This window comes from Bacillota bacterium (genome assembly GCA_040754315.1).
In the GTDB taxonomy this organism is placed as follows: domain Bacteria; phylum Bacillota; class Sulfobacillia; order DUSP01; family JBFMCS01; genus JBFMCS01.
Window position 1 is genome coordinate 17,156 of sequence record JBFMCS010000053.1, and the last position, 22,984, is coordinate 40,139.

26 protein-coding genes and 4 pseudogenes are annotated in these 22,984 nt (G+C 61.7%); 7 read left to right on the forward strand and 23 right to left on the reverse strand.

Translation table 11 applies throughout. The features are described from left to right. The 13 genes from AB1576_12345 to ruvC form a co-directional block, all read right to left on the reverse strand. On the reverse strand, positions 1-1,140 hold the full coding sequence (locus AB1576_12345) for an acyl-CoA dehydrogenase family protein (protein ID MEW6082531.1): 1,140 nt from the start codon (positions 1,138-1,140) through the stop codon (positions 1-3). Between the two features lie 101 nt (positions 1,141-1,241). Beyond that, a complete protein-coding gene (locus AB1576_12350; GenBank protein MEW6082532.1) occupies positions 1,242-2,663 on the reverse strand; it encodes a hypothetical protein in 1,422 nt (473 codons plus the stop codon). Between the two features lie 42 nt (positions 2,664-2,705). Further along, entirely contained in the window at positions 2,706-4,019 is a 1,314-nt protein-coding gene (locus AB1576_12355; GenBank protein ID MEW6082533.1) for a phenylacetate--CoA ligase, read from the reverse strand. A 50-nt stretch (positions 4,020-4,069) separates the two neighbouring features. After that, the gene (locus AB1576_12360) at positions 4,070-5,098 is read right to left on the reverse strand and encodes a uroporphyrinogen decarboxylase family protein (GenBank protein MEW6082534.1); all 1,029 of its coding nucleotides are present in this window, start codon (positions 5,096-5,098) and stop codon (positions 4,070-4,072) included. 3 nt (positions 5,099-5,101) lie between these two features. Next, complete coding sequence (locus tag AB1576_12365) at positions 5,102-5,881, reverse strand: DUF169 domain-containing protein (GenBank protein ID MEW6082535.1); 780 nt, start codon at positions 5,879-5,881, stop codon at positions 5,102-5,104. Between the two features lie 626 nt (positions 5,882-6,507). Further along, positions 6,508-6,783: a preprotein translocase subunit YajC gene (yajC, locus tag AB1576_12370; protein ID MEW6082536.1), complete on the reverse strand. Its 276-nt coding sequence runs from the start codon at positions 6,781-6,783 to the stop codon at positions 6,508-6,510. A 67-nt stretch (positions 6,784-6,850) separates the two neighbouring features. Further along, positions 6,851-7,966, reverse strand: a complete 1,116-nt coding sequence (tgt, locus tag AB1576_12375; GenBank protein MEW6082537.1) for a tRNA guanosine(34) transglycosylase Tgt — start codon at positions 7,964-7,966, stop codon at positions 6,851-6,853. A gap of 11 nt (positions 7,967-7,977) precedes the next feature. Then, the gene (gene queA / locus AB1576_12380) at positions 7,978-8,994 is read right to left on the reverse strand and encodes a tRNA preQ1(34) S-adenosylmethionine ribosyltransferase-isomerase QueA (protein MEW6082538.1); all 1,017 of its coding nucleotides are present in this window, start codon (positions 8,992-8,994) and stop codon (positions 7,978-7,980) included. After that, entirely contained in the window at positions 8,991-9,224 is a 234-nt protein-coding gene (locus AB1576_12385; protein ID MEW6082539.1) for a DUF2905 domain-containing protein, read from the reverse strand. The genes queA and AB1576_12385 overlap by 4 nt, the downstream gene beginning before the upstream one ends. Continuing rightward, entirely contained in the window at positions 9,221-9,763 is a 543-nt protein-coding gene (locus AB1576_12390; GenBank protein MEW6082540.1) for an epoxyqueuosine reductase QueH, read from the reverse strand. Before AB1576_12390 ends, AB1576_12385 begins: the two co-directional genes overlap by 4 nt. A 6-nt stretch (positions 9,764-9,769) precedes the next feature. Then, complete coding sequence (gene ruvB / locus AB1576_12395) at positions 9,770-10,765, reverse strand: Holliday junction branch migration DNA helicase RuvB (GenBank protein MEW6082541.1); 996 nt, start codon at positions 10,763-10,765, stop codon at positions 9,770-9,772. Positions 10,766-10,784: 19 nt separating this feature from the next. Then, the gene (ruvA, locus tag AB1576_12400) at positions 10,785-11,405 is read right to left on the reverse strand and encodes a Holliday junction branch migration protein RuvA (protein ID MEW6082542.1); all 621 of its coding nucleotides are present in this window, start codon (positions 11,403-11,405) and stop codon (positions 10,785-10,787) included. Continuing rightward, on the reverse strand, positions 11,402-11,896 hold the full coding sequence (gene ruvC / locus AB1576_12405; GenBank protein MEW6082543.1) for a crossover junction endodeoxyribonuclease RuvC: 495 nt from the start codon (positions 11,894-11,896) through the stop codon (positions 11,402-11,404). The genes ruvA and ruvC overlap by 4 nt, the downstream gene beginning before the upstream one ends. Before the next feature lie 39 nt (positions 11,897-11,935). Between ruvC and AB1576_12410 the strand changes: the two genes are divergently transcribed. The 5 genes and pseudogenes from AB1576_12410 to AB1576_12430 all read left to right on the forward strand — a co-directional run bounded on the left by AB1576_12410 (position 11,936) and on the right by AB1576_12430 (position 16,455). After that, positions 11,936-12,070 carry a hypothetical protein gene (locus tag AB1576_12410; protein ID MEW6082544.1) on the forward strand — a complete coding sequence of 45 codons (135 nt, stop codon included), beginning with the start codon at positions 11,936-11,938 and terminating at the stop codon, positions 12,068-12,070. Between the two features lie 535 nt (positions 12,071-12,605). Next, a pseudogene (locus AB1576_12415) lies at positions 12,606-14,030 on the forward strand (trimethylamine methyltransferase family protein). Between the two features lie 76 nt (positions 14,031-14,106). Then, positions 14,107-15,522, forward strand: coding sequence for a trimethylamine methyltransferase family protein (locus AB1576_12420; GenBank protein MEW6082545.1), 1,416 nt, complete (start codon positions 14,107-14,109; stop codon positions 15,520-15,522). A gap of 337 nt (positions 15,523-15,859) precedes the next feature. Continuing rightward, positions 15,860-16,023 (forward strand): annotated as a pseudogene (locus AB1576_12425) (type II toxin-antitoxin system HicA family toxin). Positions 16,024-16,050: 27 nt separating this feature from the next. After that, positions 16,051-16,455, forward strand: a complete 405-nt coding sequence (locus AB1576_12430; GenBank protein ID MEW6082546.1) for a type II toxin-antitoxin system HicB family antitoxin — start codon at positions 16,051-16,053, stop codon at positions 16,453-16,455. A gap of 46 nt (positions 16,456-16,501) precedes the next feature. On the opposite strand, the gene AB1576_12435 is transcribed toward AB1576_12430, so the two are convergent. The 6 genes from AB1576_12435 to AB1576_12460 form a co-directional block, all read right to left on the reverse strand. Further along, positions 16,502-16,663: a hypothetical protein gene (locus AB1576_12435; GenBank protein ID MEW6082547.1), complete on the reverse strand. Its 162-nt coding sequence runs from the start codon at positions 16,661-16,663 to the stop codon at positions 16,502-16,504. 78 nt (positions 16,664-16,741) lie between these two features. Further along, positions 16,742-17,326: a BofC C-terminal domain-containing protein gene (locus AB1576_12440; protein MEW6082548.1), complete on the reverse strand. Its 585-nt coding sequence runs from the start codon at positions 17,324-17,326 to the stop codon at positions 16,742-16,744. 63 nt (positions 17,327-17,389) lie between these two features. Then, positions 17,390-18,145: a YebC/PmpR family DNA-binding transcriptional regulator gene (locus tag AB1576_12445; protein ID MEW6082549.1), complete on the reverse strand. Its 756-nt coding sequence runs from the start codon at positions 18,143-18,145 to the stop codon at positions 17,390-17,392. A gap of 12 nt (positions 18,146-18,157) precedes the next feature. Further along, the gene (moeB, locus tag AB1576_12450) at positions 18,158-18,928 is read right to left on the reverse strand and encodes a molybdopterin-synthase adenylyltransferase MoeB (protein ID MEW6082550.1); all 771 of its coding nucleotides are present in this window, start codon (positions 18,926-18,928) and stop codon (positions 18,158-18,160) included. Then, on the reverse strand, positions 18,925-19,257 hold the full coding sequence (locus tag AB1576_12455; GenBank protein MEW6082551.1) for a hypothetical protein: 333 nt from the start codon (positions 19,255-19,257) through the stop codon (positions 18,925-18,927). The genes moeB and AB1576_12455 overlap by 4 nt, the downstream gene beginning before the upstream one ends. 20 nt (positions 19,258-19,277) lie before the next feature. Beyond that, positions 19,278-19,571, reverse strand: a complete 294-nt coding sequence (locus AB1576_12460) for a P-loop domain-containing protein (protein MEW6082552.1) — start codon at positions 19,569-19,571, stop codon at positions 19,278-19,280. Between AB1576_12460 and AB1576_12465 the strand changes: the two are divergent. Beyond that, positions 19,522-19,626, forward strand: a pseudogene (locus AB1576_12465) (P-loop domain-containing protein). The gene AB1576_12460 and the pseudogene AB1576_12465 overlap by 50 nt on opposite strands. A 138-nt stretch (positions 19,627-19,764) precedes the next feature. Here the strand turns inward: AB1576_12465 and AB1576_12470 are convergent. Both AB1576_12470 and AB1576_12475 read right to left on the reverse strand, forming a co-directional pair. Next, a pseudogene (locus AB1576_12470) lies at positions 19,765-20,040 on the reverse strand (ABC-ATPase domain-containing protein). A gap of 9 nt (positions 20,041-20,049) precedes the next feature. After that, positions 20,050-20,496, reverse strand: a complete 447-nt coding sequence (locus AB1576_12475) for a SoxR reducing system RseC family protein (GenBank protein ID MEW6082553.1) — start codon at positions 20,494-20,496, stop codon at positions 20,050-20,052. Positions 20,497-21,086: 590 nt separating this feature from the next. Between AB1576_12475 and speB the strand changes: the two genes are divergently transcribed. Next, positions 21,087-22,019 carry an agmatinase gene (gene speB / locus AB1576_12480; GenBank protein ID MEW6082554.1) on the forward strand — a complete coding sequence of 311 codons (933 nt, stop codon included), beginning with the start codon at positions 21,087-21,089 and terminating at the stop codon, positions 22,017-22,019. Here speB and yunB read toward each other — a convergent pair. Together yunB and AB1576_12490 are read right to left on the reverse strand one after the other, a co-directional pair. Further along, positions 22,016-22,645: a sporulation protein YunB gene (gene yunB / locus AB1576_12485; GenBank protein ID MEW6082555.1), complete on the reverse strand. Its 630-nt coding sequence runs from the start codon at positions 22,643-22,645 to the stop codon at positions 22,016-22,018. The two genes, speB and yunB, sit on opposite strands and share 4 nt — an antisense overlap. A gap of 67 nt (positions 22,646-22,712) precedes the next feature. Next, a partial coding sequence (locus tag AB1576_12490) for a S4 domain-containing protein (GenBank protein MEW6082556.1) occupies positions 22,713-22,984 on the reverse strand: 272 nt, incomplete at its 5' end.

Sequence of the window (22,984 nt, forward strand, 5' to 3'; positions counted from 1 at the left end):
CTACTCACCGTAGCGCTTGAGAGCAGCCCGGGCCATGACGATGCGCATGATGTCTGACGTGCCAGCCGAGGGCAACATGACATAGGCATCCCTTAGGTAGCGCTGCACAGGATACTCCTTCATGAAGCCGTAGGCTCCATGAACCTCGCAGGCTAGGCTGGCAGCCTTCACCGCCCCTTCGCACGATACGTACTTAGCCACGGCGAACTCGGTGTCACAGCGCTGCCCGGCATCCTTCATGCTGGCAGCGTAGTATCCCAGGTGCCGGGCTGATTCGGACACCGCGTACATCTCCGCCAGCTTCCACTGGATGCCTTGGAGCTTGCTCAAGGGTTTGCCCCCGATCACTCGCTGGTTCGCGAACCTGGTGGCAGCCTCCAGGGAGGCCGTGATGGACCCCAGCGCCACGCCGGTCAAGCCCGCCCTGCCCACTTCCCCTATGGCATTCAGGGCAATCTTGAGGCCAGCGCCATCGGGACCAAGGAGGTTCTCCTTGGGCACAATGCAGTCCTCCATGATGATGTCCCCTGTGTCGCTTCCCTTCAGACCCATCTTGACTTCGGTCCTCCCCGGCCGGTACCCGGGCATCCCTTTCTCCAGCATGAAGGCGTTGAACACAGTGTCGTCGTGGGCCATCTTCGCCATTACCAGTGCGGCACCGGCCACCTTCGCATTGGTGATGAAGACCTTGCGCCCGTTGAGCACGTAGTGATCGCCCGCGTCCCGGGCAAGGGTGGTGATGCCGGTAGGGTCGGAGCCCCCGGTAGCCTCGGTCACCGCCGCGGTTGCCAGGAGCCTGCCGCTGGCCATCTCCGGAAGGTACTTCCTCTTCTGGTCCTCGTTGCCGAAGACCACAATGGGCTCTATCCCGAGGTGGAATACCTGCAGCATCATGGCGGCGGCGGCCGATACCCGGGCGACCTCCTCCAGGACGATGAGGCGAGCCACATGGCCCATGCCCACCCCCCCATACTCCTGGGGAATGGTAAGCGCCATGAAGTCGCGCTCACCCATGGCATCCAGGATCTCCTGGGGCACCTCATCGTTGTCCTCGATCTCCTGTGCCCTGGGGGCCAGGATCTCCTCGGCGAACTCACGGGCGGCCGCCTTCAGCATCTCCTGCTCTTCCGTAAACCTCACGTCGAAACTCCTCCCTTCGTGTCAAGGCCATGGTCGTAATAGGGCCGGTAGGCGTGAGGGTGCCCATGCCTCAAGCCATCCCGGCCTGCCGTCACCTTATCTCACCTCAGGTCCTCCTTGAACCACTTGTGCTCTATGAGAAGGTAGAGCACAAGGCCCATGCCCAGTCCCCAGGCCGCACCCCGTGTCGCTATGACGGCACCCATCACGGCGGCTATGCCACGCTGCGTGTTGCTAGTGGTCATTTCCATTGCAAGGTAGCCGCAGAGGTAACCCTGGAGTAGCAGGGTTAGGGACAGGCCTATGGGCAGCCCGGGACGGAAGAAGGTCACCAGGGGGCCTAGGAGCAGGGCAATGCTCATGCCCCAGAAGATGCTGGTGGCGCCGCCCCAGTAGGTTTCCTCTTGTTCCCTCGTGCTGTTAATGTAGCGGTTCACCACCAGCGCCTGCCCGCCTGTCCATTGCGGTCCCGCCAGGGGAAGGTAGGTGAAGAAGAAGGATTCCAGGAGGTTACGGATGGATGTAATGATGTGGTTGCGGTTAGCATTCCATATGAGCTTTTCGTCCGGCCTTTTTTCATCGGCAGCCTTCAAGAGGCTCGCGGCCACCAGTGTATCACCAAAGGCAATGACATAGGCAGTGAAGGCCAGGGGCAAGGCCGCCAGGAACAGGCTGGCGCCGGGGAACCCGATACTGAAGGGCGAGAGGGATGACACCATGTCACCCAGGGCCAGGGGGGTGAGACTCCAGCTGATGGTGGGAGCCGCCACCTCCCCCACGATTATCCCGATGACGTAGGAAAGGAAGAAGGGAATGGCTATTCCGAACTGGGCTACAAAACGGAAGAGACCGTAGCGTTTCCTCAGGGTTGCCGTGGAGCTAGAAAACAGCATGAAGAAGGATACGAACAGGCCAAGGAGCAAGGCCACAGGGAACTGGACCACCCGTCCCCCTTCCTTGAACTCCCCTAGAAGCGACGCGATGGCGGCCCCCATCAGGATGCCCGCCTTCATGCTTAAAGGTACCGCATCGATGACCCTCTTGGCCGTGCCGGTGATACCTAGGATGAGGAAGATCAAGCCTACAGACATCTGCAGGGCGATCATTGCGTGGACCCTGGTCACTCCAGGCTCGAAACCGGAAAGGAACGCGATGTAAAGCGGTATCCCCGGGGTGATCCAACCCGCCACGGCGGGGTCCCCGAAGTGGGTGTGGAGAAGGTACATGAAGTTGTTGAGGATAACCATGGTGATGGCAATCTCAAAGGGGATACCCAGCACATCGGTCATGGCAGCGATTATGCCCATGGGCACCACGCAGAGGATCGCTCCCTGGAGCGCGTCGGGGATTTCTATTGGGTAGTGAACAAAGGGAACTCTGAACTTGAGGATGCCCCCGGTATATGCCTGCTCAGCCCCGTATTCCCTCTTTCCGCGAAACGAATGCATTCTCCTCTTTGCCTCCTTCACTGTGGTATCAGGGAACCCCTCTCCGGAAACGGGTCGCGGCTTTGTCTTTCCCATCGCCTCCCTCCCGTAAGGAATACCGGCCAGCCTCGGAGTCGCTCAAGCTGAGGCTCGCTGGTCAATGACGCGCTTGGCCTTGTGGGTCGCCCTGGGAATGGTGTTGGGGGCCAGCACGCTCACCCGGGGCCGGATGCCCAGTATCTGGTAGCAGGAGGTTATGACCTTCTCTCCCAGCCCGTCCAGGTCTCCCGTGTAGTGCGGGGCATGCTCCACCTCCACCGTGAGCACGGCCAGGTGCTTCTCCTCGGTGATCACCAAGCGGAACTCCCCGGTAAGATCTGGGCTCTTCCGGACCACGCTCTCAATGTCGCTAGGGAAGACATTGACACCCCGGATTATAAGCATGTCATCAAGACGACCATGGATCCCGTGAAGCCTGGTGTGGGTACGGCCACAACTGCACATCTCCGTGGTACACGAGACTATGTCACCCGTACGGAACCTTATGAGTGGGCGGGCCTTCTTCTTCAGGGAGGTGAGCACCATCTCCCCTCTCTCCCCTTCGGGGACCTCCTCGCCGGTCTCCGGGTCCACCACCTCCACTAGGATGTGGTCATCTGCCCAGTGGAGGCCCTCCTTGGCCTCGCACATGCCGGCGCAGGCACCGAAGATGTCTGATAACCCGTAGTAATCATAGAGGTCTGCGCCCCACAGATCCTCTATCCTCTCCCTGGTCTGGGGTATAGAGCCACCAGGCTCACCTGCCACGAAGAGCTTGCGGATCTTCAGATCCCTCTTGGGGTCTATGCCCATGCCCAGGGCAGTCTCCCCCAGGTACCACGCATAGGATGGAGTCGTCCAGGTTATGGTGATGCCCCACTGCTGAAGGATCTGCAGGAGTCGCTCAGAGGGGATGGTTCCGGCCCACACGGTCAGGGCCCCTACCTTCTGCGCCCCGATGACATCTGGGCCCCCCACGAAAAGGGTGAAGTTCAGGGCGTGACAGTAACGGTCCTTCGGTCTCATGCCCGACGACCAGAAAAGGCGGGCCTCGTAGTCCTGCCATACCTCGAAGTCCTCCCAGGTGAAGGGGGAGGCGGTGGGCACGCCTGTGGACCCGCTGGATGCCGAGATGTACACGAAGTCCTCCTCGGGAACACACACAAGATCTCCGAAGGGGGGCACGGCCTCCTGGCGTTCCCGGAGCACTACCTTGTTTATGAAGGGGAACTTCTTCAGGTCCTCAAGGCTCGCCAGATGGCCAGGCTTCACACCGTGCTCATCGAAGCTCTTCTTGTAGTAGGGGGAAATGTGATACGCAAAGGCCAGGTTCCCCTTCAGGAGATCCAGCTGCAGATTCTTGATGCCGTCCCTGGAGAGTGTCTCGAGTTCCTCGTCCCAGAACCTTCTCAACGCTGACCCTCCCTTCCAAATTCCCTGCCCGGGCAGACGGCTGGTGATGGCTAGTCCCTGTCTGGATAGCGGCCGTATTCCCGGGCTACCCTCATGAAGTGATCCACGGTTTCCGGGGCCGTGGTTGGGGGCACCTCGCAACCTGATGAGAGTATGAAGGCGCTTTGCGCCCGGGCTGTGTCGATGCACTCCCGTGTCTCCCTCTCTATCTCTTCCTTCACGCCCCGCTGGAACGTGGTTGTTGCCACGTTGCCGATCACCACCACCTTCTTACCGGCCGTCTCCACCATCTTCCTCAGGGACGAGACCGCATCGATGCTGAGGGCGCCAGCCCCCACATCTACAAGGTCCTGCATGATAGGGTCAATGTAGCCGCAGACATGCAGCGTCAGGGTGGCCCTCTTGTCCCGGTAGTACCTCATCAACTCCTCGTGATAGGGCTTGATGAAGGCCTGGTATATCTTGGGGGAAATCACGCTGCAGGACACCGTGGCCTCGGAGTAGCTCAACCCGGTACCGGTGGCCAGAAGGCTGTCCCCGGCGACCTTGGCTACCTCCACACAGAACTTCACCAGCTCGTGGACGAAGGCAGGGTCCTCATAGGTGTCATAGATGAGGTTCTCGATCCCCCTCAGGCTTGCCGCCATGGCCCAGGGTCCCAGCAGTGTGCCGCCAACAGCCGCGTCCTTGACCTCCCGCCTTACCCTTCCGCAGGCCTCCAGGTAGAGTGGCAGGCGGCCGTCCCTCTCCGGCACGGGTACCCGGAGGCTGGCCAGCTGCCCCTTCTCCTCCAGGGGATACTCCTTCAGCTGGCACATGGCGTCCTCGGGAAAGATGAGCCTCGCCCCCATGGCCTCTACCTCAAGGAGAAGGTCCGCCATGACCACGACGATGTCGGGCTGGTACCGCTCGTTGGCGGCCAATTGAGCGTCAGCCATAGCCTCGGGGTCTGTGAGGTATTCCCTGGTGGATTTCCCTATGAGCTGCGCGGAGAAAGCACCCAGGATGGGGTAGGCAGGCACCATATCAGCGAAGGTACGCTTGAACGCTGCTTTGACTCTTTCCATTCTCGTGGACAAGGTCTACTCCCCTCTCTTAGCCCAGGTGTCCTGGAGTGTCGTGTACTTGGGCGGGAAGCTCACCTCGTAGTTTAGCCACACAGGAATGGGATAGCGGACGCCCGCCTTGTGCGTGCCTTCGAGACCTGAAGAAACTTCATCCACCTTCGCAGCGGGGATGGTGAAGGCCATTTCGTCATCCTGCGTATGACCGAACACGCGCTCACCGTTACCCGGCATTATGACTTGGCACTGCCCGCTTTCCATGGTGTTGACAATAGTCTCCGCGCACTCACCCCGGCCGGAGAAGGTCGACGTGAGCGCTCCCCCCTCCTTGTAGAGGGCCGCCTGGACCAGTCGCATGAGCTGGGCAGGGTTAACGTACACGTACGCGAAGTCGGGCTCAAAGGTGGCCCTGGCGATGGGGGCCACCAGCAGGTAGGCGTACTTGCCCAAGGGGAACCGCCGCACCGCCTCCTCTGACTTCCGGCCGGCTTCAAGGCTGGAGGTGTACATGCCGTCGGCAAGGTTGCCCTCAGTGTAGTAGGGCACTGCCTCCTCAAAACCCAGCGCCACCGACCCTATGGGGCAGTTCTGGTCTTCCCGGCCTAGAGCCATGGCCCACCCGTACCGGCGCGTCATGTTGAACACCTGGCATATGGCAAGACGCTTCTTGAGGTCCCTGGAGGGGATCCGAACCTTCTCTGGCAGTTCCTCCCCGGGCGGCACCATTTTGACCGCAAGCGGCAGGGTCCCGGGCTTCACGTAGGCGTCCAGCGCTCCTGACAAGGCTTTCAGATCCAATACTGCTCACCTCTTCTTCATTTGGTCACGGAAGGCTAAACCTCCCAAATCTGCTCCTAGTGGAATATTCGCAAGGTTCATGCCAGTGAAGCAGGAGGCCACAGACTTGCGCGTGGTCCAGGGTGGGAGCAAGCGGTGGGCATGCCAAGGTTGGGATCAGAATCTGGCCACCTGGTGGCATGGCTGCAACACTAGAGGCGGTCTCAAAGGGTAGGGCCGTTGCGCTAATGCAGCTGGCAGTAGTGGGGCTGCGATTTTGCAACGGGCACCAAGCGGTGGTTGATAGAGGATGCGGGCACCCCGGGATCTCGATTTCCCTCGTTCGCCTGCGAAGGCGGGGTTCCATGTTCCATGATCGAAGCGTGGTGATGCTCCAACACCACACACTGGGCACCAGGGTACGATTAACCCTGGCGGCCAGGTACAAGACCATCCGGTGTCAAGACTAGTCTTAGGGTATCACTTTGCGGTTATGGCGAGACCCTCCTTTGCCCAGAACAAAGCAGGCCCCAGGATAACCGGCAGGGCCTGCATAGTGAAAGGCACTTCCTTGGCGCTAACCACACGGCGCCACTACCGCAAGTGAAGGGGTCTTCAAACGCCCCGGGGAATCACGACAACCCTGTCTAGTTCCCTCCCAGGACGTATCCAACTCCACTCTTTGTCAGCTTGATCTCCACCTTGTCTGCTATCCTCAGGGTGACGCTGTCATCAGCCATATCGGTGATGGTGCCGTGAATGCCTCCCAGGGTCACCACCTTATCTCCCTTCTTAAGAGAGGACAGCATCTGGTCGCGCTTCTTCCTCTGCTGCTGCTGAGGCCTAATGAGCATGAAGTACATCAAACCGAACAGCAACACCACAAAGATCAGGTTTGGAGGTATACCGTTCAATAATGCCACTCCTTCCAGGTTTCAGCTCGTGCCGCTGGCATCGATTTCCTCTTCGACGGGGTCTTTTCAAACCCTCCTACTCCTCATTAGAATCCCCCGAAAACGCCTTGAGGAATTCCCTTGACCACTCTAGAAACCTCCCGGCCTCGATGGCGTCCCTGGCCATAGCCGTGAGGCGAAACATGAAGCTAAGGTTGTGGAGGCTGACCAGGCGGAAGGCCAGGACTTCCCCGGCCTTGAAGAGGTGCCGCAGGTACGCCCTGGAGAAACACCGGCAGGCATAGCAGTGGCAGCCCTCCTCCAAAGGGCCAAAGTCCCGCTCGAAGCACAGGTTCCTCAGGTTCAGCCGCCCGCCTGAGGTGAGGGCGTTCCCGTGCCGGGCGTTCCTAGTGGGATACACGCTGTCGAACATGTCTGCGCCCATGGCTATCGAGGCCAGGATGTCCTCGGGGGCGCCCACCCCCATGAAGTACCGGGGGCTGTTCTCAGGGAGGAAGGAGATGGCCGCCTCGGCCACCCTGTTCCTGACCTCCCGGGGTTCCCCTACAGCCAGCCCCCCTAGTGCATACCCTGGGAAACCCATCCTGGTGATCTCCGCGGCGCTCCTGGCCCTGAGGTCAGGGTACGTGGAGCCCTGAATGATGCCGAAGGGCGCAGGGCCCGGCGGCAGCGCCTCCAGGAAACGCCCGGCCCACAGGGTTGTCCGGGCTACGCTGGCCTCGGCCTCCTCCCTGCTGGAGGGGTACGGCGGGCACTCATCCAGGGACATCACGATGCCGGCGCCCAGGCCATGCTGGATGAGGGCGACGGACTCCGGGGAGAAGAAGTGCTCCCCCCCATCGATGTGGGAGCGGAACAGGACACCGTCAGCCTTGAGTACCCTCAGTGGGGCAAGGCTCATCACCTGGTATCCCCCGGAGTCTGTAAGGGTGGGGCCATGCCAGGCCATGAAGGCACCAAGACCCCCTGCCTCCCGTACCACATCCACCCCTGGCCTGAGGTAGAGGTGATAGGCGTTGCCCAGCACTATCTCGGCCCCGGCCTCCCGGAGGTCGTCCGGCCCCAGGGCCTTCACGCTCGCCTGCGTGCCCACGGGCATGAAGAGCGGCGTTTGCGCGGTGCCTGAGGGGATAGCAAGCCTGCCCGTCCTGGCCCTTGTCTCCCCATCCCTCTTGAGCACTACAAAATCCATTCATCCATCCCTCACAGGATCAGCATGGCATCCCCGAAACTGAAGAACCGGTAGCGTAAACGCACGGCCTCCCTGTAGGCCTCCATCACCCTCTCGGTCCCGGCAAACGCCGCCACCAGCATGAGCAGGGTCGACCTGGGAAGGTGGAAGTTGGTCACCAGGGCCCCGATCACGCGGAAGCGATAGCCGGGATATATGAAGAGGTCTGTCCTGCCCTCACCCGCATTTACCCTCCCGTCCTGAGCTGAGGCCTCCAGGGTCCTGGTGGGGGTGGTTCCTACGGCCACCACCCTCTTTGACTCGTTCACGGCCCGGGCCGTTCCTGGCGGAACCCAGTACCTCTCGTAGTGCATGACATGGTCCTTGACCCTCTCGGTCCTCACCGGCTGGAAGGTCCCGGGCCCTACGTGGAGGGTGACCCATTCCACCCCGCACCCGGCCCGCCTGACCCTCTCCAGCAGCTCAGGGGTGAAGTGGAGCCCGGCAGTTGGCGCCGCGCAGGACCCCTCCTGGCAACCGTACACCGTCTGGTAGCGTTCCGGGTCCTTGATTCCCCGGCGGATATAGGGCGGCAAGGGCACCTGGCCCACTTGTCTCAGGGCCTCCATCACGTTGGAGACCCCCAAGAAGGAGACCACTCGCTCCCCGGCAGGACCTGTTTTCAGCACCCTGGCCCGGAGCCCTCCGGGAAACGCCACGCCTGTACCGGGCTTGAGCCCGCGGGCGGGTTTTGCCAGCACGAGCCACTCCGAAGCCCCTACAGCCTCAACGAGAAGCATCTCCACCCTCCCCCCCGTGCCCTCCCTGGTGCCTAGGAGGCGGGCCGGGAGCACCCTGGTGTCGTTCAACACCAGGCAGTCACCCTCTCCCAGGTACTCTGGGAGGTCCGAGAACCGCCGGTGCTCCAAATGCCCGTCCTGGCAAAGCACCATGAGGCGGGAGCTGTCGCGCTGGGCCAGGGGCTCCTGGGCGATGAGCTCCTCGGGCAGGTCATAATCGAACTCCTGGAGTGACGGGCCCTGGCTCATCTCCTGAAGAACAGGGAGAGGACGACGGTGAGCAACAGGCTCAGGATCAGGCTGGTGGCCAGGGGAAAGTAGAAGGTGAAGTTGCCCCTGCGGAAAACCATGTCTCCCGGAAGGCGGCCGATCCCCGGTATCTTGTCTGCGAACACCAGCAGGCCGCCGAATATGAGGAACGCCACACCCACTATGATCAGTACCCGCCCAGTACCCTCGAAACCTGTCAATGCCTTCACCCCTTGCTCCTTCCATATCGCTCGGCCTCGCTGAATACGCAGCCGCAGTACTCCTGGCGGTAGAGCCCCATTCCCCGGGATTTGAGAGTGGATTCCCTGTAAAGAGGGCGGAAATCCCGGTAGATGAACCTGGTATCCAAGGCTCGCGCCCAAGCCTCGGCCTCCTCCACCATCACACCGTGCTTCTGGTATGGGCTCACAAGAAGCGTGGAGGAGAAGCCGTCGAACCCCCCTGCCCGGGCCTCCCTGGCAGCCCGGCCCAGGCGGAGCCTGTAGCACTGCCGGCAGCGGTCATCCAGGTCCCCGATGACTGAGGTGAGGAACTCCTCCAGGTCGTATGTCTCCCCATATATCACGTCCAGGCCCACCTGGGACGAGTAGTCCTTCATGGCCTCCCGGCGTCTCAGGTACTCAGTGTAAGGGTGGATGTTGGGGTTCCAGAAAAACCCCACAACGTCGTATCCCTCCCCCCGGAGCGCGGGCACCGGCCCCGCGGAGCAGGGGGCGCAGCAGCAGTGAAGCAGGATCCTCAGGCCCATCCCCTCCTACCACAGCATAGGTTGCTTAGCATCCCTCGCGTGTATTCCCAGGTGCTCGTAGGCGTGACGGGTCAGCACCCGTCCCCGGGGGGTCCGCTTTATGAAGCCGATCTGCAGGAGGTAGGGTTCCAGCACGTCCTCCACGGTGTCCGCCTCCTCGCTGATGGCCGCGGCGATGGTCTCCAGTCCCACAGGCCCGCCCTCGTACTTCTCAGCGATGACGTGGAGCATCTTCATGTCCACCTGGTCAAGGCCTATGGGGTCCACCTCCATCATGGCTAGGCCCTCCAGGGCAACCCCTCCCGTGATGACACTGCCCGCCCTCACCTGAGCGTAGTCCCTGAGGCGCCTCAGAAGCCGGTTAGCCACCCTGGGCGTGCCCCGGGCCCTCCGGGCAACCTCCGACGCCCCCTGCTCCTCAAGGGCCACATCCAGGATCCGGGCAGACCTTGTCACTATCCGCTGGAGATCCTCGTGCCCGTAGAACTCAAGGCGGCTGATGACGCCAAACCTGTCCCTCAGGGGCGACGTCAAAAGTCCCGCCCGGGTGGTAGCCCCCACCAGGGTGAACCTGGGTATCTCCAGCCGGAGGGAGCGGGCGCTGGGCCCCTTGCCTATGATGATATCCAGGCAAAACTCCTCCATGGCCGGGTAGAGTATTTCCTCAACCGCCCGGGAAAGGCGGTGTATCTCGTCGATGAACAGCACATCCCTGGGCTCCAGGTTGGTCAGGATCGCCGCAAGGTCCCCAGCCTTCTCGATGGCCGGGCCCGAAGTGGTCCTGATCCCCACCCCCAGTTCCTGGGCAATGATGTTCGCCAGCGTGGTCTTACCCAGGCCGGGCGGCCCGTATAGGAGCACGTGATCCAGGGATTCGCCCCTCTCCAGGGCAGCCTGGATATAAATGGAGAGCCGCTCCTTCACCTTCCCCTGGCCGATGTAATCCACCAGCCGTCTTGGCCTCAGGCTCCCCTCCAGGACCAGGTCCTCATCCCTGGCCATGCCCGACAGGATCCTCTCTTCAGTCAAGCGGCACGCCCCCCTTGGGCCTCGCAGTCCTTCCGAGGGCCTTCAGGGCTAGTTTCAGGAGCCCCTCGGCGGTATCGCCCCCGTCCTGGCCCATGGCCTCCTGGAGAACACGCCCCGCCGCAAGCCTGTCATAGCCCAGGGACACCAGGGCCTCCATGGCTTCCCCCATGGCGTCGCTAGCCGTGATGCCCACTGGATCGCCTCCCGGCAAGCTCACGCCCAGGCGATCCCTGAGCTCCAGCATCATGCGGTGGGCCGTCTTCTTGCCTATCCCCGGTATCCTGGTGAGGGAGCGGACATCCTCGAAGAGGACAGCCCTGTGGAACTCCGACGGGGTTAGCGCTGAGACCACCCCCAGGGCCATCCTGGGGCCTACGCCTGAGACTGCTATGAGGTCCTCGAAGAGCTGGAGTTCCTCTGCCTTGAGGAAACCGTAGAGGGTCATCTCGTCCTCCCTTACATGGAGATGGGTTTGGAGGATGGCCTCTGCGCCCGTTCTCAGGAGGTTCTTGGCCCGGCCCGTCGTGAACACCTTGTAGCCCACACCTTGCGCCTCTATCACAACATAGTCTGCCTGGATCTCGTAAACGGTCCCTCGAAGAAGCCGGATCATCCCAACCCCAGTCTCCTCTCAGTGGCACACGTGTGAAGGCAGCACACCGCCACGGCCAGGGCATCGGCCACGTCCGCGGGGCGGGGCGCTTCCCTCAGGGCCAGGATGGCCTTGACCATGGCCTGGACCTGGCCCTTGGTTGCAGCTCCGTGGCCTACGACTGCCATCTTCACCTGGAGGGGAGTGTACTCCCGCACGTCCACTCCCTTTTGGGCGGCAGCCAGCATCACAACCCCCCGGGCCTGTCCCACCGCCAGCGCGCTGCGGGCATTCTTGTTGAAGAACACTTGCTCCACGGCGAGGAACTCAGGCCGGTGCTCGTCTACCAAGCGGTCCACCGCCTGGAACACATAGAAGAGGCGCTGGTGGGCGGGGAGGTGTGCCTCAGTCCTGATGGATCCGAAGTCCACCGCCTGGAGCCGGCCCCCCTCGGCCCTCACCATGCCCCAGCCCGTCATGGCCACCCCAGGGTCAATGCCCAGGACCAGCACCAGCATCACCTCGGCAAGATAGCTTCGACGGTAAGGAGGATGTTTCCTTCCCTCATTAACTACGCCTTCATCCCAGTACCAGGGAAGATCGTCCTCTCCTTCATGATGCTCCTAGGGCGCCTGGAGCTGCTGACGGTCCTAGTGCTCCTTTCCCCGGCCGTCTGGAGAAGGTAGCAGGACGGCTGCCAAGAGGAGTCAATCTGGAACAGGCCGCCATGCCCATGGGTCAGCTGGGATGGCGGTCTTTCTTGCGCCCCAGGATGAGAGGGGCACCGTCATCGCAGGCTAAGGCCAGGGTGAGGGGGCCCCCGGGGAGCACGGCAATACCGGGACAACCAGGAACCCCTGCTTCCTCGTCAGGCCTTCCCTAAGCACTCGAGGTGACTCGTAGTACACCACGGCCCCCGGTCCCAGGACTGGCATGGAAGCGTGGGAGCCGGGTCACATCATCCTGGCACCGAGTGGCTGGTCCCCGGTGTGCCATGGGACACATCCCCCAGGGCCCATGGAGGAGGAAACCCCGGAGACACCGTGGAAGAAGGAGCATGGTGTAACGCACATATCACCCGGTCATCCCGTCCAATACCTCTCGATTGGGGGTGGTGGCACGAGAACGCCTGTGGACCCCAACTTGAAAGCGAGGGAGGGAGGAGTATTGAAAAAAGGCATACAGGCAGCATTCAACGTCACAGCGGGGTTCGGTCTTAACATGTTTTCCAGTGATGAACTCTACAACATACATCTAGCCACCTTGGATGTGCTCTACCGGTGCGGGGTCAAGGTCCACTCCAGGGAAGCGCAGGAGATCATGGACGGCGGAGGGTGCATCGTGGACCCCAAGACGAGCATGGTAAGGTTCCCGTCCTGGGTGGTGGAGGAAGCCATCCGCTGGGCCCCTCCGAAGGTGGTGCTCTGGGGCAGGGACCCCGCCAAGAAGGTAGTGCTGGAGGGAACCCGGGTCCACTTCACCAACTTCGGTGAGGGCATCATGATGCTGGACCCCTTCACAGGGGAATACCGGAAGTCCACCAAAGAGGACGTAGCCTGGACAGCCCTCATGGCCGACGCCCTGGATGAGATCGATGTGTACGAGCGGGCGGTCTCCGCCCGGGACATGCACCCGGAGGTGGCCCCGCTCCACGAGGCTGAGGCCTACTTCTCTAACACCACCAAGCCCTGTTTTCAGGGTCCCGGCAGTGGGTGGCTGGCCAAGAAGCAGTTTGCCATGGCCGCTGCGGTGGCGGGGGGAATGGACAGGCTGAGGACGCGCCCGGTGCTCTCCACCATTGTCTGCCCCACAAGCCCGTTACAGCTCACCCCGCACTGCTGTGAGGTAATAGTGGAATCCGCCAGGCACGGGGTACCCGTGAATGTGCTATCCATGGCCATGGCGGGCGGCTCCTCCCCGGTGACCCTCGCGGGCACGCTGGTTACCCACAATGCGGAGGTGCTCTCCGGCATCGTCCTGGCACAGCTCACCGCCAAGGGGACACCCGTGATATATGGCAGCTCCACGACAATGATGGATCTCCGCACTGCGACCGCGCCAGTGGGCGCGCCGGAGACAGGTATGATAAACGCAGCCGTGGCGAGGCTTGCCCAGTTTTACCTGTTACCCAGCTGGGTTGCCGGTGGTTAGGGGGACAGCAAGGTCCCCGATGCCCAGGCGGCTCATGAGAAGACCATGACCGCCCTCCTGCCGGCCCTGGCCGGGGCGAATCTCATCTACGGCCTGGGCATGCTCGAACTAGGAATCACCTTCAGCTTCGAGCAACTGGTGATGGATGCGGAGATGGCCCGGATGATCAAGAGAGTGGTAGGCGGGATTGACGTCAATGACGAGACCCTGGCAGTGGATGTCATCACGCAGGTAGGCGCCGGTGGTGACTTCCTGATGCAGGATCACACAATGAAGCACATGAGGACGGATCAATCCCAGGCCCGGATGATCAACCGCAAGATGAGGGATGCATGGCTCCAAGAGGGCGGCAAGGACATGACCGAAAGGGCACGCGACGAAGCCCGGTACATCATCAACAACCACAAGCCCGAGCCGCTCACTGCAGGCGTCGCCGGGAAACTCAGGGAGATCGTCGAGGAGACCGAGGAGGAACTGGGGATCCGCAAGCCCTAGAGGCCCGGAGGACCCGCCGGAATACCGCGGGCTGGCCGAGAAAGGGGCCGGACCGGTTTTTGGGGAGGAGTTGCAGATGAAGAAATCCTTCCAGTTCCTCGAACTGGACGACGTAAAGAAGGTGCACCAGGCCACCCTGGACATTCTGGAACGGGTTGGCATCGCCTGCCAGTCCGAGAATTTCAACAGGTTCGCGGCTGACCACGGGTGCAAGGTCGAGGGAGGGCGGATCAAGTTCCCCCCCGGTGTGGTGGAGAAGTATCTCAAGATGGCTCCGGAAGGCTTCAACCTGTACGGCCGGGAAGGCCAGGTGCTGGAGTTCGGGAAGCGACAGGCCTACTCGCAGATCTGCAGCGGCACACCTACGGTGAACGACCTTGACACGGGGGAGCGGAGAAACTACGTCCTCCAGGACCTCATAGACATCACCCGCCTGGTGGACGAGCTCCCCAACATCCACATAGTGTCCTGCGGCGTCCCCACGGATGTGGACCAGAAGGTCTACATGGTGGTGGAGATCGCCACGATGCTCCAGAACAGCTCGAAGCCCTGCAGGCTCCCCATTGAATCCGCCGTGGAACTCAAGGAAGTGTCAGAGGTGCTCTCAGTGGTATCAGGCAGCATGGATGAGTTCCGCAAGAAACCCCTGCTCTACCTGGAGGTATCCCCCTTGAGCCCGCTGGACTTCGGGAAGGAGCCCGCCGAGTGCATCGTGGCCTTGGCAGAGGCCGGCATCCCGGTGGGCATCATACCCTGCCCCATGATGGGTGCCACAGGGCCCATGACCCTGGTTGGCTCGGTGACCCAGCACAACGCCGAGCTGGTGGCGGGCGTCGTGGCGGCCCAGATGGCCAACCCGGGCGTTCCCACGGTCATGTCCCCCCGGGTCACCTTCATGGATATGAAGAGCGGCACCGCCCTGTGGGCAGCCCCGGAGACCGGTATAGCGGGGGCCTGCTCCGCACACATGGCCAACTACTACAAGATCCCGGTCACGGTATCCGGTTTCTCAGTGGCCTCACAGGTAGCGGACCAGCAAGCTGGCTACGAGCGCACCTTCAACGCCATGGCCACCGCCATGGTGGGGGTGGATGTGCTGGGAGCCGCGGCATCGCTGGATAACGCCTTGACCACCTGCTACATCCAGGCGATCCTGGACGATGAGATCTGCTCCCTGGTGAGGCGGGCGCTGAGACCCTTGGAGGTCAACGAGGATACCCTCGCAGTGGACGCCATAGCGGAGGTAATCCAGAAGAACACCTCCTTCCTCGGGCTGAAACACACCCGGAACTACCTGAGGAAAGGCGAGCTCTGGGTGCCGTCCATAGGGAGCCGCCTGACCTTCGAGGAGTGGGCCAAAGAGTGCGAGAGCGTGGAACAGGCGGCAAAGCGGAAGGCCACCCAGATCCTCAAGGCCGAGAGGAGACCCATCCTGGACACGAATGCCGAAAAGGAGATAGAGGCAATCATCCAGGCAGCCATGGCCGAGTAGGCCTGGCAAGGCTGGAATCGGGAGGGGGCGACTAGCCCCCTCCTGCCACACTACCCAGCATGCGAGTCCGCACCGGCGGTTCAGGTTAGGCATCATTCTACCCCCCCCTCGAAAGACTGCTACGCTGCAACCTCCAGCGAACGCACCCGAATGGTGGCGTAAGGGGATCATCAAGGGGCGCAGCGGGGTAATAACCTGCCCGGCGACAGTCATTCTAATCAATGCTATCTTCGGACCGGGTTTATGCTCTCCCCCTCTCACGTATGCAAGTACGTGTTATAGTCTGGCTGAGGGGTGCAGGCAAGCAAAAGCATACTCTTCTAGGGATCTAATCGCTATGATTCAAGGAGAGCTGGCTGGGTACGTGACAGGGCCAGTGGCAGCCATTACCAATTCAAGCACTCTACAAGATCGGGCCTGGTGACCATCCCACACCCAAGAAAGACTTTACCCACGAAGACGATAAGAAGCATACTTAAGCAAGCAGGTTTGGAGGAGTAGCACTCATGCAGAAAGGAGGCCTGGATAATGGTCAAAGAGAGATACGTTTTCCCTGCAATCTTTGATTATGCACCTGACGGCATCTCGGTACGGTTTCCTGACCTTCCCGGCTGCCTTACCTGTGGTGATGATGACGAGGAAGCGCTGCGCATGGCCAAAGAGGCAATGGCTCTTCATCTTTATGGATTGGAATCGAACGGCTATCCTATTCCAGAACCTACTTCCGCCGGTAAGCTGAGGGTGGGGTCTAACCAGGTCGTAGTGCTCATTGAAGTATGGATGCCGCCCTTCCGTGATGAAATGGAGCAGCGAGCTGTCAAGAAGACCTTGACTATACCGAAGTGGCTGGACGACCTTGCTCAGGAGCACAGAGTGAACTTCTCACACCTGCTGCAGAATGCATTGAAAAAGTATTTAGGAGTAACCGAGTAGGCGGGCGCCGGCACCGCTCCCCCGGATCATCGCTGTGTGTGACTGCTCAGGGCAGTCTGGCAAGGTAGACGAAGTTGGCGGTACGCAGAGAGTAGACTGATGAGGTCCTGGCCCAGTACGCGGAGCCCATGGAAAACAGGTAGTAGCGGCTTCCTTCACATCCCTCCTTGCCACGGACATCCTTGCCCTTGTCTATGGGTGTCGCCACCCACTCCCACAGAAGGACCCTCACTCCCGAACTAACGGCCCGCCGGTTCCCTTCGCCATACTTCCCGCGTACTCAACTTCATTCCGTCAGGCCCTCCAGAACCTCCCTGACCCCCTGGTCACCCCGCACCCATATGCCGGCTTCCAGCCTCTTGCGGTCGCCCTCGTAGAGAGAAGACGCCTGGATCCTGGTGCGCTCCTTCAGGTATGGGTCAGGCCTGGGCCTGCCGTAGAACACTGCAACGTACCCGTCCATTATTCCGATCCACCGGTATTCATGGTCCTCCGGGCAAAGACCCTCCAGGAGCCTGGTAAGGTGGAGGTAACCGGGCCCAACACCCTGCACCTCCCAACCCCAGTCCATGGCCTCGAGGTCCTCCCGGGTCAGGCCTATGATCTCCGGGGGGGCCAAACCTATGTCCACCACAGAGTGGCCGCACTCAGAATAGTGGGTCCTGTAGGTGATCCGGGTCCTGGGCTCAACGCGGAAGTCCCCTCCTGGCGCCAGCCGGTTCGCCCTGGGTACTTCCCGGGGCACCGGGGGCCCGGAGATGCCGCTCCCCTTTATGAGGTGGGCAGTGAGAACGTAACCCAGGCCAAAGCCCAGGGCCACGATGGCCACCATTGCCAAGGCCTTCCGCTTGTCCCAGGCAAGACGAAGCATGCTACCCCTCCTGGTGCCCAGAATCTGGGGTTAGCATGCCCCGCGGTTCTCCAGGATATGCCTCTAGCCCAGGTGCGCCTCCATCTCCTCCTCAGACATATCGAAGTTGGAGTAGACCCTCTGGACGTCGTCATGCTCCTCCAGGCTGTCCATGAGTCTCATGAGCTGCTCCGCCTCCCTGCCTGAAACGGTCACGGTGGACTGGGGTACCATCACCAGCTCGGCCTCCCCCACCTTCACGCCCTTGCCCTCGAGAAAGCCCCGAACGCTCTCGAGATCCTCGGCAGCAGTGTACATGGTGAAGGCGTCGTCCTCCGCCTCCATGTCCTCGGCCCCGGCGTCCAAGGCCAGCATCATGGCCTCGTCCTCGTCCATGGAGGCCCCTTCCCTCTGTACCCTCAGGCTTCCCTTCCTCTTGAACACCCAGGCAACACAGCCAGACTCCCCGAGGTTACCCCCGTTCTTCGAAAACACGTACCTTATCTCCGCCGCAGTCCTGTTCTTGTTGTCGGTGAGGATCTCCAGGAGCACCGCGACGCCACCGGGACCATAGCCTTCGTACACCATCTCCTCGTAGGAGACACCCTCCAGCTCCCCTGTTCCCCGCTGGATGGCCCTGGTGATGTTCTCCTGGGGTATGTTAGCGTCTTTTGCCTTCTGCACCGCCAGCTTGAGACGGTGGTTTATTTCGGGGTTCCCCCCTCCCTGGCGGGCCGCCGCGATGATCTCCTTGCTGATCTTGGAGAAGACGTTTCCCCGGGCCGCGTCAGCCCTGGCCTTGCGATGCTTTATGTTAGCCCACTTGGAATGGCCGGACATTATGTAACCCCCTTACTGGCTCTTCGTTGACCTGCCCCCCTGGCACACGGGACAGCCAGGGTGCCCCTCAACGCTTACCTCGATGAACTCCAAGGTCAAGCCGTTGAAGAGCAGGAGCCTTCCCCGCAGTGTCCTGCCAACGCCCAGGAGGATTTTTATGGTCTCCATGGCCTGTATGGCCCCTATGACCCCAGGGGCCGCGCCGAGGACCCCCGCCTGCTGGGGTGACAGCGTGGCCTCCGGCGGCGGAGGTTTAGGGAACAGGCAACGGTAGCACGGGCCATCCGGGGGCCAGAACACAGACGCCTGGCCCTCGGTGCGAAAGATGCTGCCATGAACCATGGGGACACCCAGCCTCACGCAGGCATCGTTGATGACGTAGCGGGCCTGGTAGTTGTCGGTGGCGTCCACAACCGCCTGGAAACCCCGGAGGATCTCCAGGGCATTGTCCTGGGCCAGTGCCTCACTGAAGGTCTTCAGCCGGACGTCCGGGTTCAGGCCCTCCAGCTTCTCAGCGGCGGATTCTACCTTGGGTCTCCCCACATCGGCCTCACGGTGCAGGATCTGCCTCTGGAGGTTGCTCACATCCACCACATCAGCGTCGATTACCCCGAGGGTCCCCACTCCCGCTGCCGCCAGGTAGTAGAGGGCTGGCGAGCCAAGCCCTCCCGCGCCAACCACCAGGACTGAAGACCCCAGCAGCCGTTCCTGGCCTCCGGCGCCGATCTCGGGGATAACGATGTTCCTGGAATACCTGGCCTCCTGCCGTGGACTAAGTGTCACCCTTTCTTCCCTCCCTGCCTTACCCTGAGAGTCCTCATGCGGTTGACGGCGCCAGCCAGTTCAAAGATGCGAGGCATGGCACAGGTGCCTTCGGGTTGCCCCTGGTAGGGCGAGAGCAAGATCAAGCCCTCCTTGGTCACCTCGTCCAGGGCCTCCTTCAGGATACCTGCGAGGCACCTTTCCCCATCAACGTGATTCTGGGCAATGTAGTGTATGAGTTCCCCAATGGCCCGGGTTTGGCCTTCATCCACCAGCTGCTCCATGTCGTCCAGGAGCACAGTGGTGTCGCCGAAGACCAGAGCCCTGGTGCCCCTGGGCTGGATCTTCACCCCTCCTGCCCCGGTAGGGGTCAAAGCTCCCTGGCACCGGGATCCTCTGGGCGCCGGCAGCCGGAACGTGCCCCGGGCTCCCGTCTCTCGCCCCGTAGGATACTCCCGTGCCACCATGCGGGCCTTCTCCGTGACATCCAGGCCCTGTAGGCATCCATCATTATTACGGTATCAGCTACGTCCAGGTAGTCGCCGGACCCGCCCATCACCAGGACGGTAGACACCCCCGTCTCCAGGAAGATCTCCCTGGCCCGGTCAACGAAGGGGGCAACTGTGCTGCTCCTAGATGAGGATACCAGCGCGACGAACTTCATGATAAGGGACCTGCGCATGCAGAAGCTGGTTTCCCAGGACCGCGAGCCCATTACCCTTGAAAAAAGTCCTCAAGCCGGAGTCGAACCCGGCGCTTTCACCTGATCTGGATTCGACCGGGCTTTCTTCCGTTTCGCAAGCCAGATAGAAATAGATGTCCCCCAGGGAGTCCCGCTTGACCTTCATGGTCTTGATCTTCCCTTCCACCTCGCGAGAGAGGTCCTCAAGGCCGGTCCTCCTGGCGGCCGTAGAAAAGAGCCTGCCAGGGAAGCCCGCCCTCTCCGCGCGCACCCTCACCCTTACCCGGCTGGGGGCAGCGAAGGGATCCCCCTGCACGTGGTCAACAAGGAGAATGAAGCCCGGGAACTGGTATCCACCCTCGATATCCTTGTATGCCTTGTAGCCCCGGCCTGAGATCCGTTCCAGGGTTCTCCTGAGGTCATCGGAACTGGCTAGCGGAACACTGGTCATGGCAGCCTCCTAGTGAGTCTCCCTGTCCTGGAGGACCCCCTTGACAACTGGCATGAACTCCCGGTTGGCCCAGCACCGCCTGTCGTAGGCCCTTATCACCCCGTAGGAGCCAAGGAAAAACAGCGCGGCACCGGCGATGCCTGCGGTTTCGGGGCTCACCAAGAGGTCAAGCCCCCGGGAAACCCATAGGCCCACGGGGTAACCCACCGCCGCGAAGAGCAAGGGAACTATGTAGACGATGAAGGCAGCCTTTAGAACATTGGATGAATCCATCTCCACCCTCACCCAGTCTCCCGGCACGGCATTGGAGTCATTGCGGGCCTCGATGAGGAGGTCACCGGATCCGCCGGCGGCAAAAAGCCCGCACTTCTTGCAGGAGGCACACATGGAGGTCCTTGTCATCCTGACCTTTGCTATGTCCCCCTGGGTTTCTTCCACGTAGCCGACTTCCAGCATGGACATCGCCCCTGTCGATTCGTTCTCAAGGGAATTCTAACACTTTTGCCACGCATCGTGAACCTGTACACCACTGGGACCGGGTAGTGTGCACTGGCCCTGGCAGCTGTCCCAGGTGAAACATGGGTTCCACCTGCAAAGCAGTGTGCCACTGCCTGAGCGCACCGTGCTGGCGGACTGGGACCCCTGGCAAAACGACGGGTGGCCGGTGGGCCATTCCCCCGTCCTTTTATAACCACCACCCTGCGATCAACTTACCGGAGTTTGCCCTCTTTAGAGCCCCCCTTTTGATCCCCGGCAAGCCCCGAAATGACAGCGAAAACCAGGAACACTAATCCCGCCCCTAGGGGGACACCATCACCAGCGGTTACCATCTCCGGGTTCGTGCCCGGGGTTTCAGGCCTGGATACGGAGAAAAAGGGGGAGGGAACCTCAGGGGGGTTAGATCTTTCAGTCCATGCCTGGCCAGACTGAAGACCGGCCAGCAGCGTCCACCGTCTCGCGGAAGGGCGGAAGGGATCGGGCCTTCCGCCCGGAATCCCACCCTCGGATGCCCTAAGCCGCGTCTTTCGATATGAGGAGGGACTAGAGTGCATAAACCCATGGACCCTGGCAAGACCCCTCGCTTCAGTGGGATAGGCACCTTCATGCGCCTTCCCCACACCACCGAGCTTGCGGGCGTGGACTTCACTGTCATGGGGGTACCCTTCGACACCGGGAGCACATTCCGGGTGGGCGCCCGCTTCGGACCATCTGCCATCCGCCGCATGTCGGCCCTCCTTCGTACCTACAACCCCGCACTCGGCGTTGAGCCCTTCCGGTATCTTTCCGGCACCGACTACGGCGACCTCCCAGTGGTTCCCGGCTACATTGAGGAATCCTATCGCAGGATCCAGGAAGCACTGGCCCCAGTGGTGCAGGCAGGCGTAATCCCCATAATGCTCGGTGGCGACCACTCGGTGAGCCTGCCGGAGCTCAGGGCAGTGGCCAGGAACGGTCCCGTCGCCCTGGTGCACTTCGATTCCCACCCGGACGCCTGGGACGGCTACTTCGGCCAGCCCCACTTCCACGGCTCACCGTTCCTCAGGGCCGTGGAGGAAGGACTCTTGGATCCCGGGGCCTCCACCCAGGTGGGCATCAGGGGCTCCGTGGAGGGACCGGAGGATCTCACAGGACCCGTATCCCTGGGTTTTCGCCTGATCACAGCACAAGAAACCAGGTCCATGGGATCCCAGGCGGTACTGGAGGAGATACACAGGAGGGCAAAGGGTAAGAGGGTGTTCGTTTCCTTCGATATCGACTTCGTGGACCCCGCCTACGCCCCGGGCACCGGTACCCCTGAGGTAGGGGGCTTCACCTCTTTAGAGGCCCTCGAGCTCGTCCGCGGCCTCGATGGCCTCGATTTCGCCGCCTTCGACCTGGTGGAGGTGGTCCCCCAGTATGACAGCGGGGATGTCACGGCGCTCCTGGCCGCCAACATCGTGTACGAGTTCATCTCGCTGCTGGCCGTGATAAAGAGCTAGAGCCCGATACGCACGTAGGTGGAGGGCACCTCGCCCGGGATTATCGCCTCGCAGATGGTAGCCTCCATCTGCACATTGACGTGGGTGGTGATCAGGGGGATGAGCACCTTCACATCCACATCAGCCTCCATGTAGATGAGGTGCCTCACGGTGTTGATGCCGGCAGAATCGAAGCGGTCCCTGATGTGAACCTGGGTCATGCCCATGGGTACTATGTGCACGGGGATCCGGGGCCCCATGTTCGCCAGGATGGTGCTGCCCAGGGCCTGGCCCAGGGGGATGGAAACGGACACATCCTCCAGGCGCTTCACCGCCTCCTGTATGGCCTTGAGGCTCCTGGACTGGGCCCTTATCAGGGCCAGCCGGTTAGGGCGGATCAGCATGATCCTCCCGGTGCTGTCCCTGTCGATCTCCATGAGGTCCTGGTACCGAAAGGCATCCGCCAGCTCCGCCTCCACGGTGGATGCCATCACCTGGAGGGCGAGGTTGGTCACCTTGACCTCACTGATAGCCTTGAGGGTGGGCATGATGGCCCTCTCAAGCCCGTAGAACCCGTACGCTAGCAGCACCAGCGCCAGGAAGAGGGCGAAGCTCCGGCCTCGTCTCGGTTTTCTGCCCCGCTTCACTTCATCACCGGGCCCGGGAATCCCAAGGGGCCCCACCTCATTGTATGCGGCAGGGCCCCTTAACTTCTTATCCCAGCCGGATCCGGCAGTAGCGCCTCTTCCCCACCTGAAGGATCATGCCGTCGGACAGCAAAACCTCCCTATCCTCGGCCACCCGCTCCCTGTCCAGCCTCACGGCACCCTGGGAGATCAACCTCCGGGCCTCGCTGTTGGAGGGAGCCAGGCCCGTCTCCACAAGGAGCCTTACCAGGGTCACCGTGTTGGAGCAGCTCAAGGCCACGTCGGGTATCTCTCCTGGGAGATCACCCTCCTGGAACACCCTCTTGAACTCATCCCCGG

Coding starts and splice junctions, on each gene's coding strand:
- AB1576_12475 (MEW6082553.1), bottom strand. CDS start 20,496: ATGCTGGAAGTCGGCTACGTGGAAGAAACCCAGGGGGACATAGCAAAG.
- AB1576_12440 (MEW6082548.1), bottom strand. CDS start 17,326: ATGCTTCGTCTTGCCTGGGACAAGCGGAAGGCCTTGGCAATGGTGGCC.
- ruvB (MEW6082541.1), bottom strand. CDS start 10,765: ATGGCCAGGGATGAGGACCTGGTCCTGGAGGGGAGCCTGAGGCCAAGA.
- AB1576_12430 (MEW6082546.1), top strand. CDS start 16,051: ATGGTCAAAGAGAGATACGTTTTCCCTGCAATCTTTGATTATGCACCT.
- tgt (MEW6082537.1), bottom strand. CDS start 7,966: ATGGATTTTGTAGTGCTCAAGAGGGATGGGGAGACAAGGGCCAGGACG.
- ruvA (MEW6082542.1), bottom strand. CDS start 11,405: ATGATCCGGCTTCTTCGAGGGACCGTTTACGAGATCCAGGCAGACTAT.
- queA (MEW6082538.1), bottom strand. CDS start 8,994: ATGAGCCAGGGCCCGTCACTCCAGGAGTTCGATTATGACCTGCCCGAG.
- AB1576_12390 (MEW6082540.1), bottom strand. CDS start 9,763: ATGGGCCTGAGGATCCTGCTTCACTGCTGCTGCGCCCCCTGCTCCGCG.
- AB1576_12410 (MEW6082544.1), top strand. CDS start 11,936: ATGTTTCCTTCCCTCATTAACTACGCCTTCATCCCAGTACCAGGGAAG.
- AB1576_12445 (MEW6082549.1), bottom strand. CDS start 18,145: ATGTCCGGCCATTCCAAGTGGGCTAACATAAAGCATCGCAAGGCCAGG.
- AB1576_12350 (MEW6082532.1), bottom strand. CDS start 2,663: ATGGGAAAGACAAAGCCGCGACCCGTTTCCGGAGAGGGGTTCCCTGAT.
- AB1576_12420 (MEW6082545.1), top strand. CDS start 14,107: ATGAAGAAATCCTTCCAGTTCCTCGAACTGGACGACGTAAAGAAGGTG.
- AB1576_12460 (MEW6082552.1), bottom strand. CDS start 19,571: ATGAAGTTCGTCGCGCTGGTATCCTCATCTAGGAGCAGCACAGTTGCC.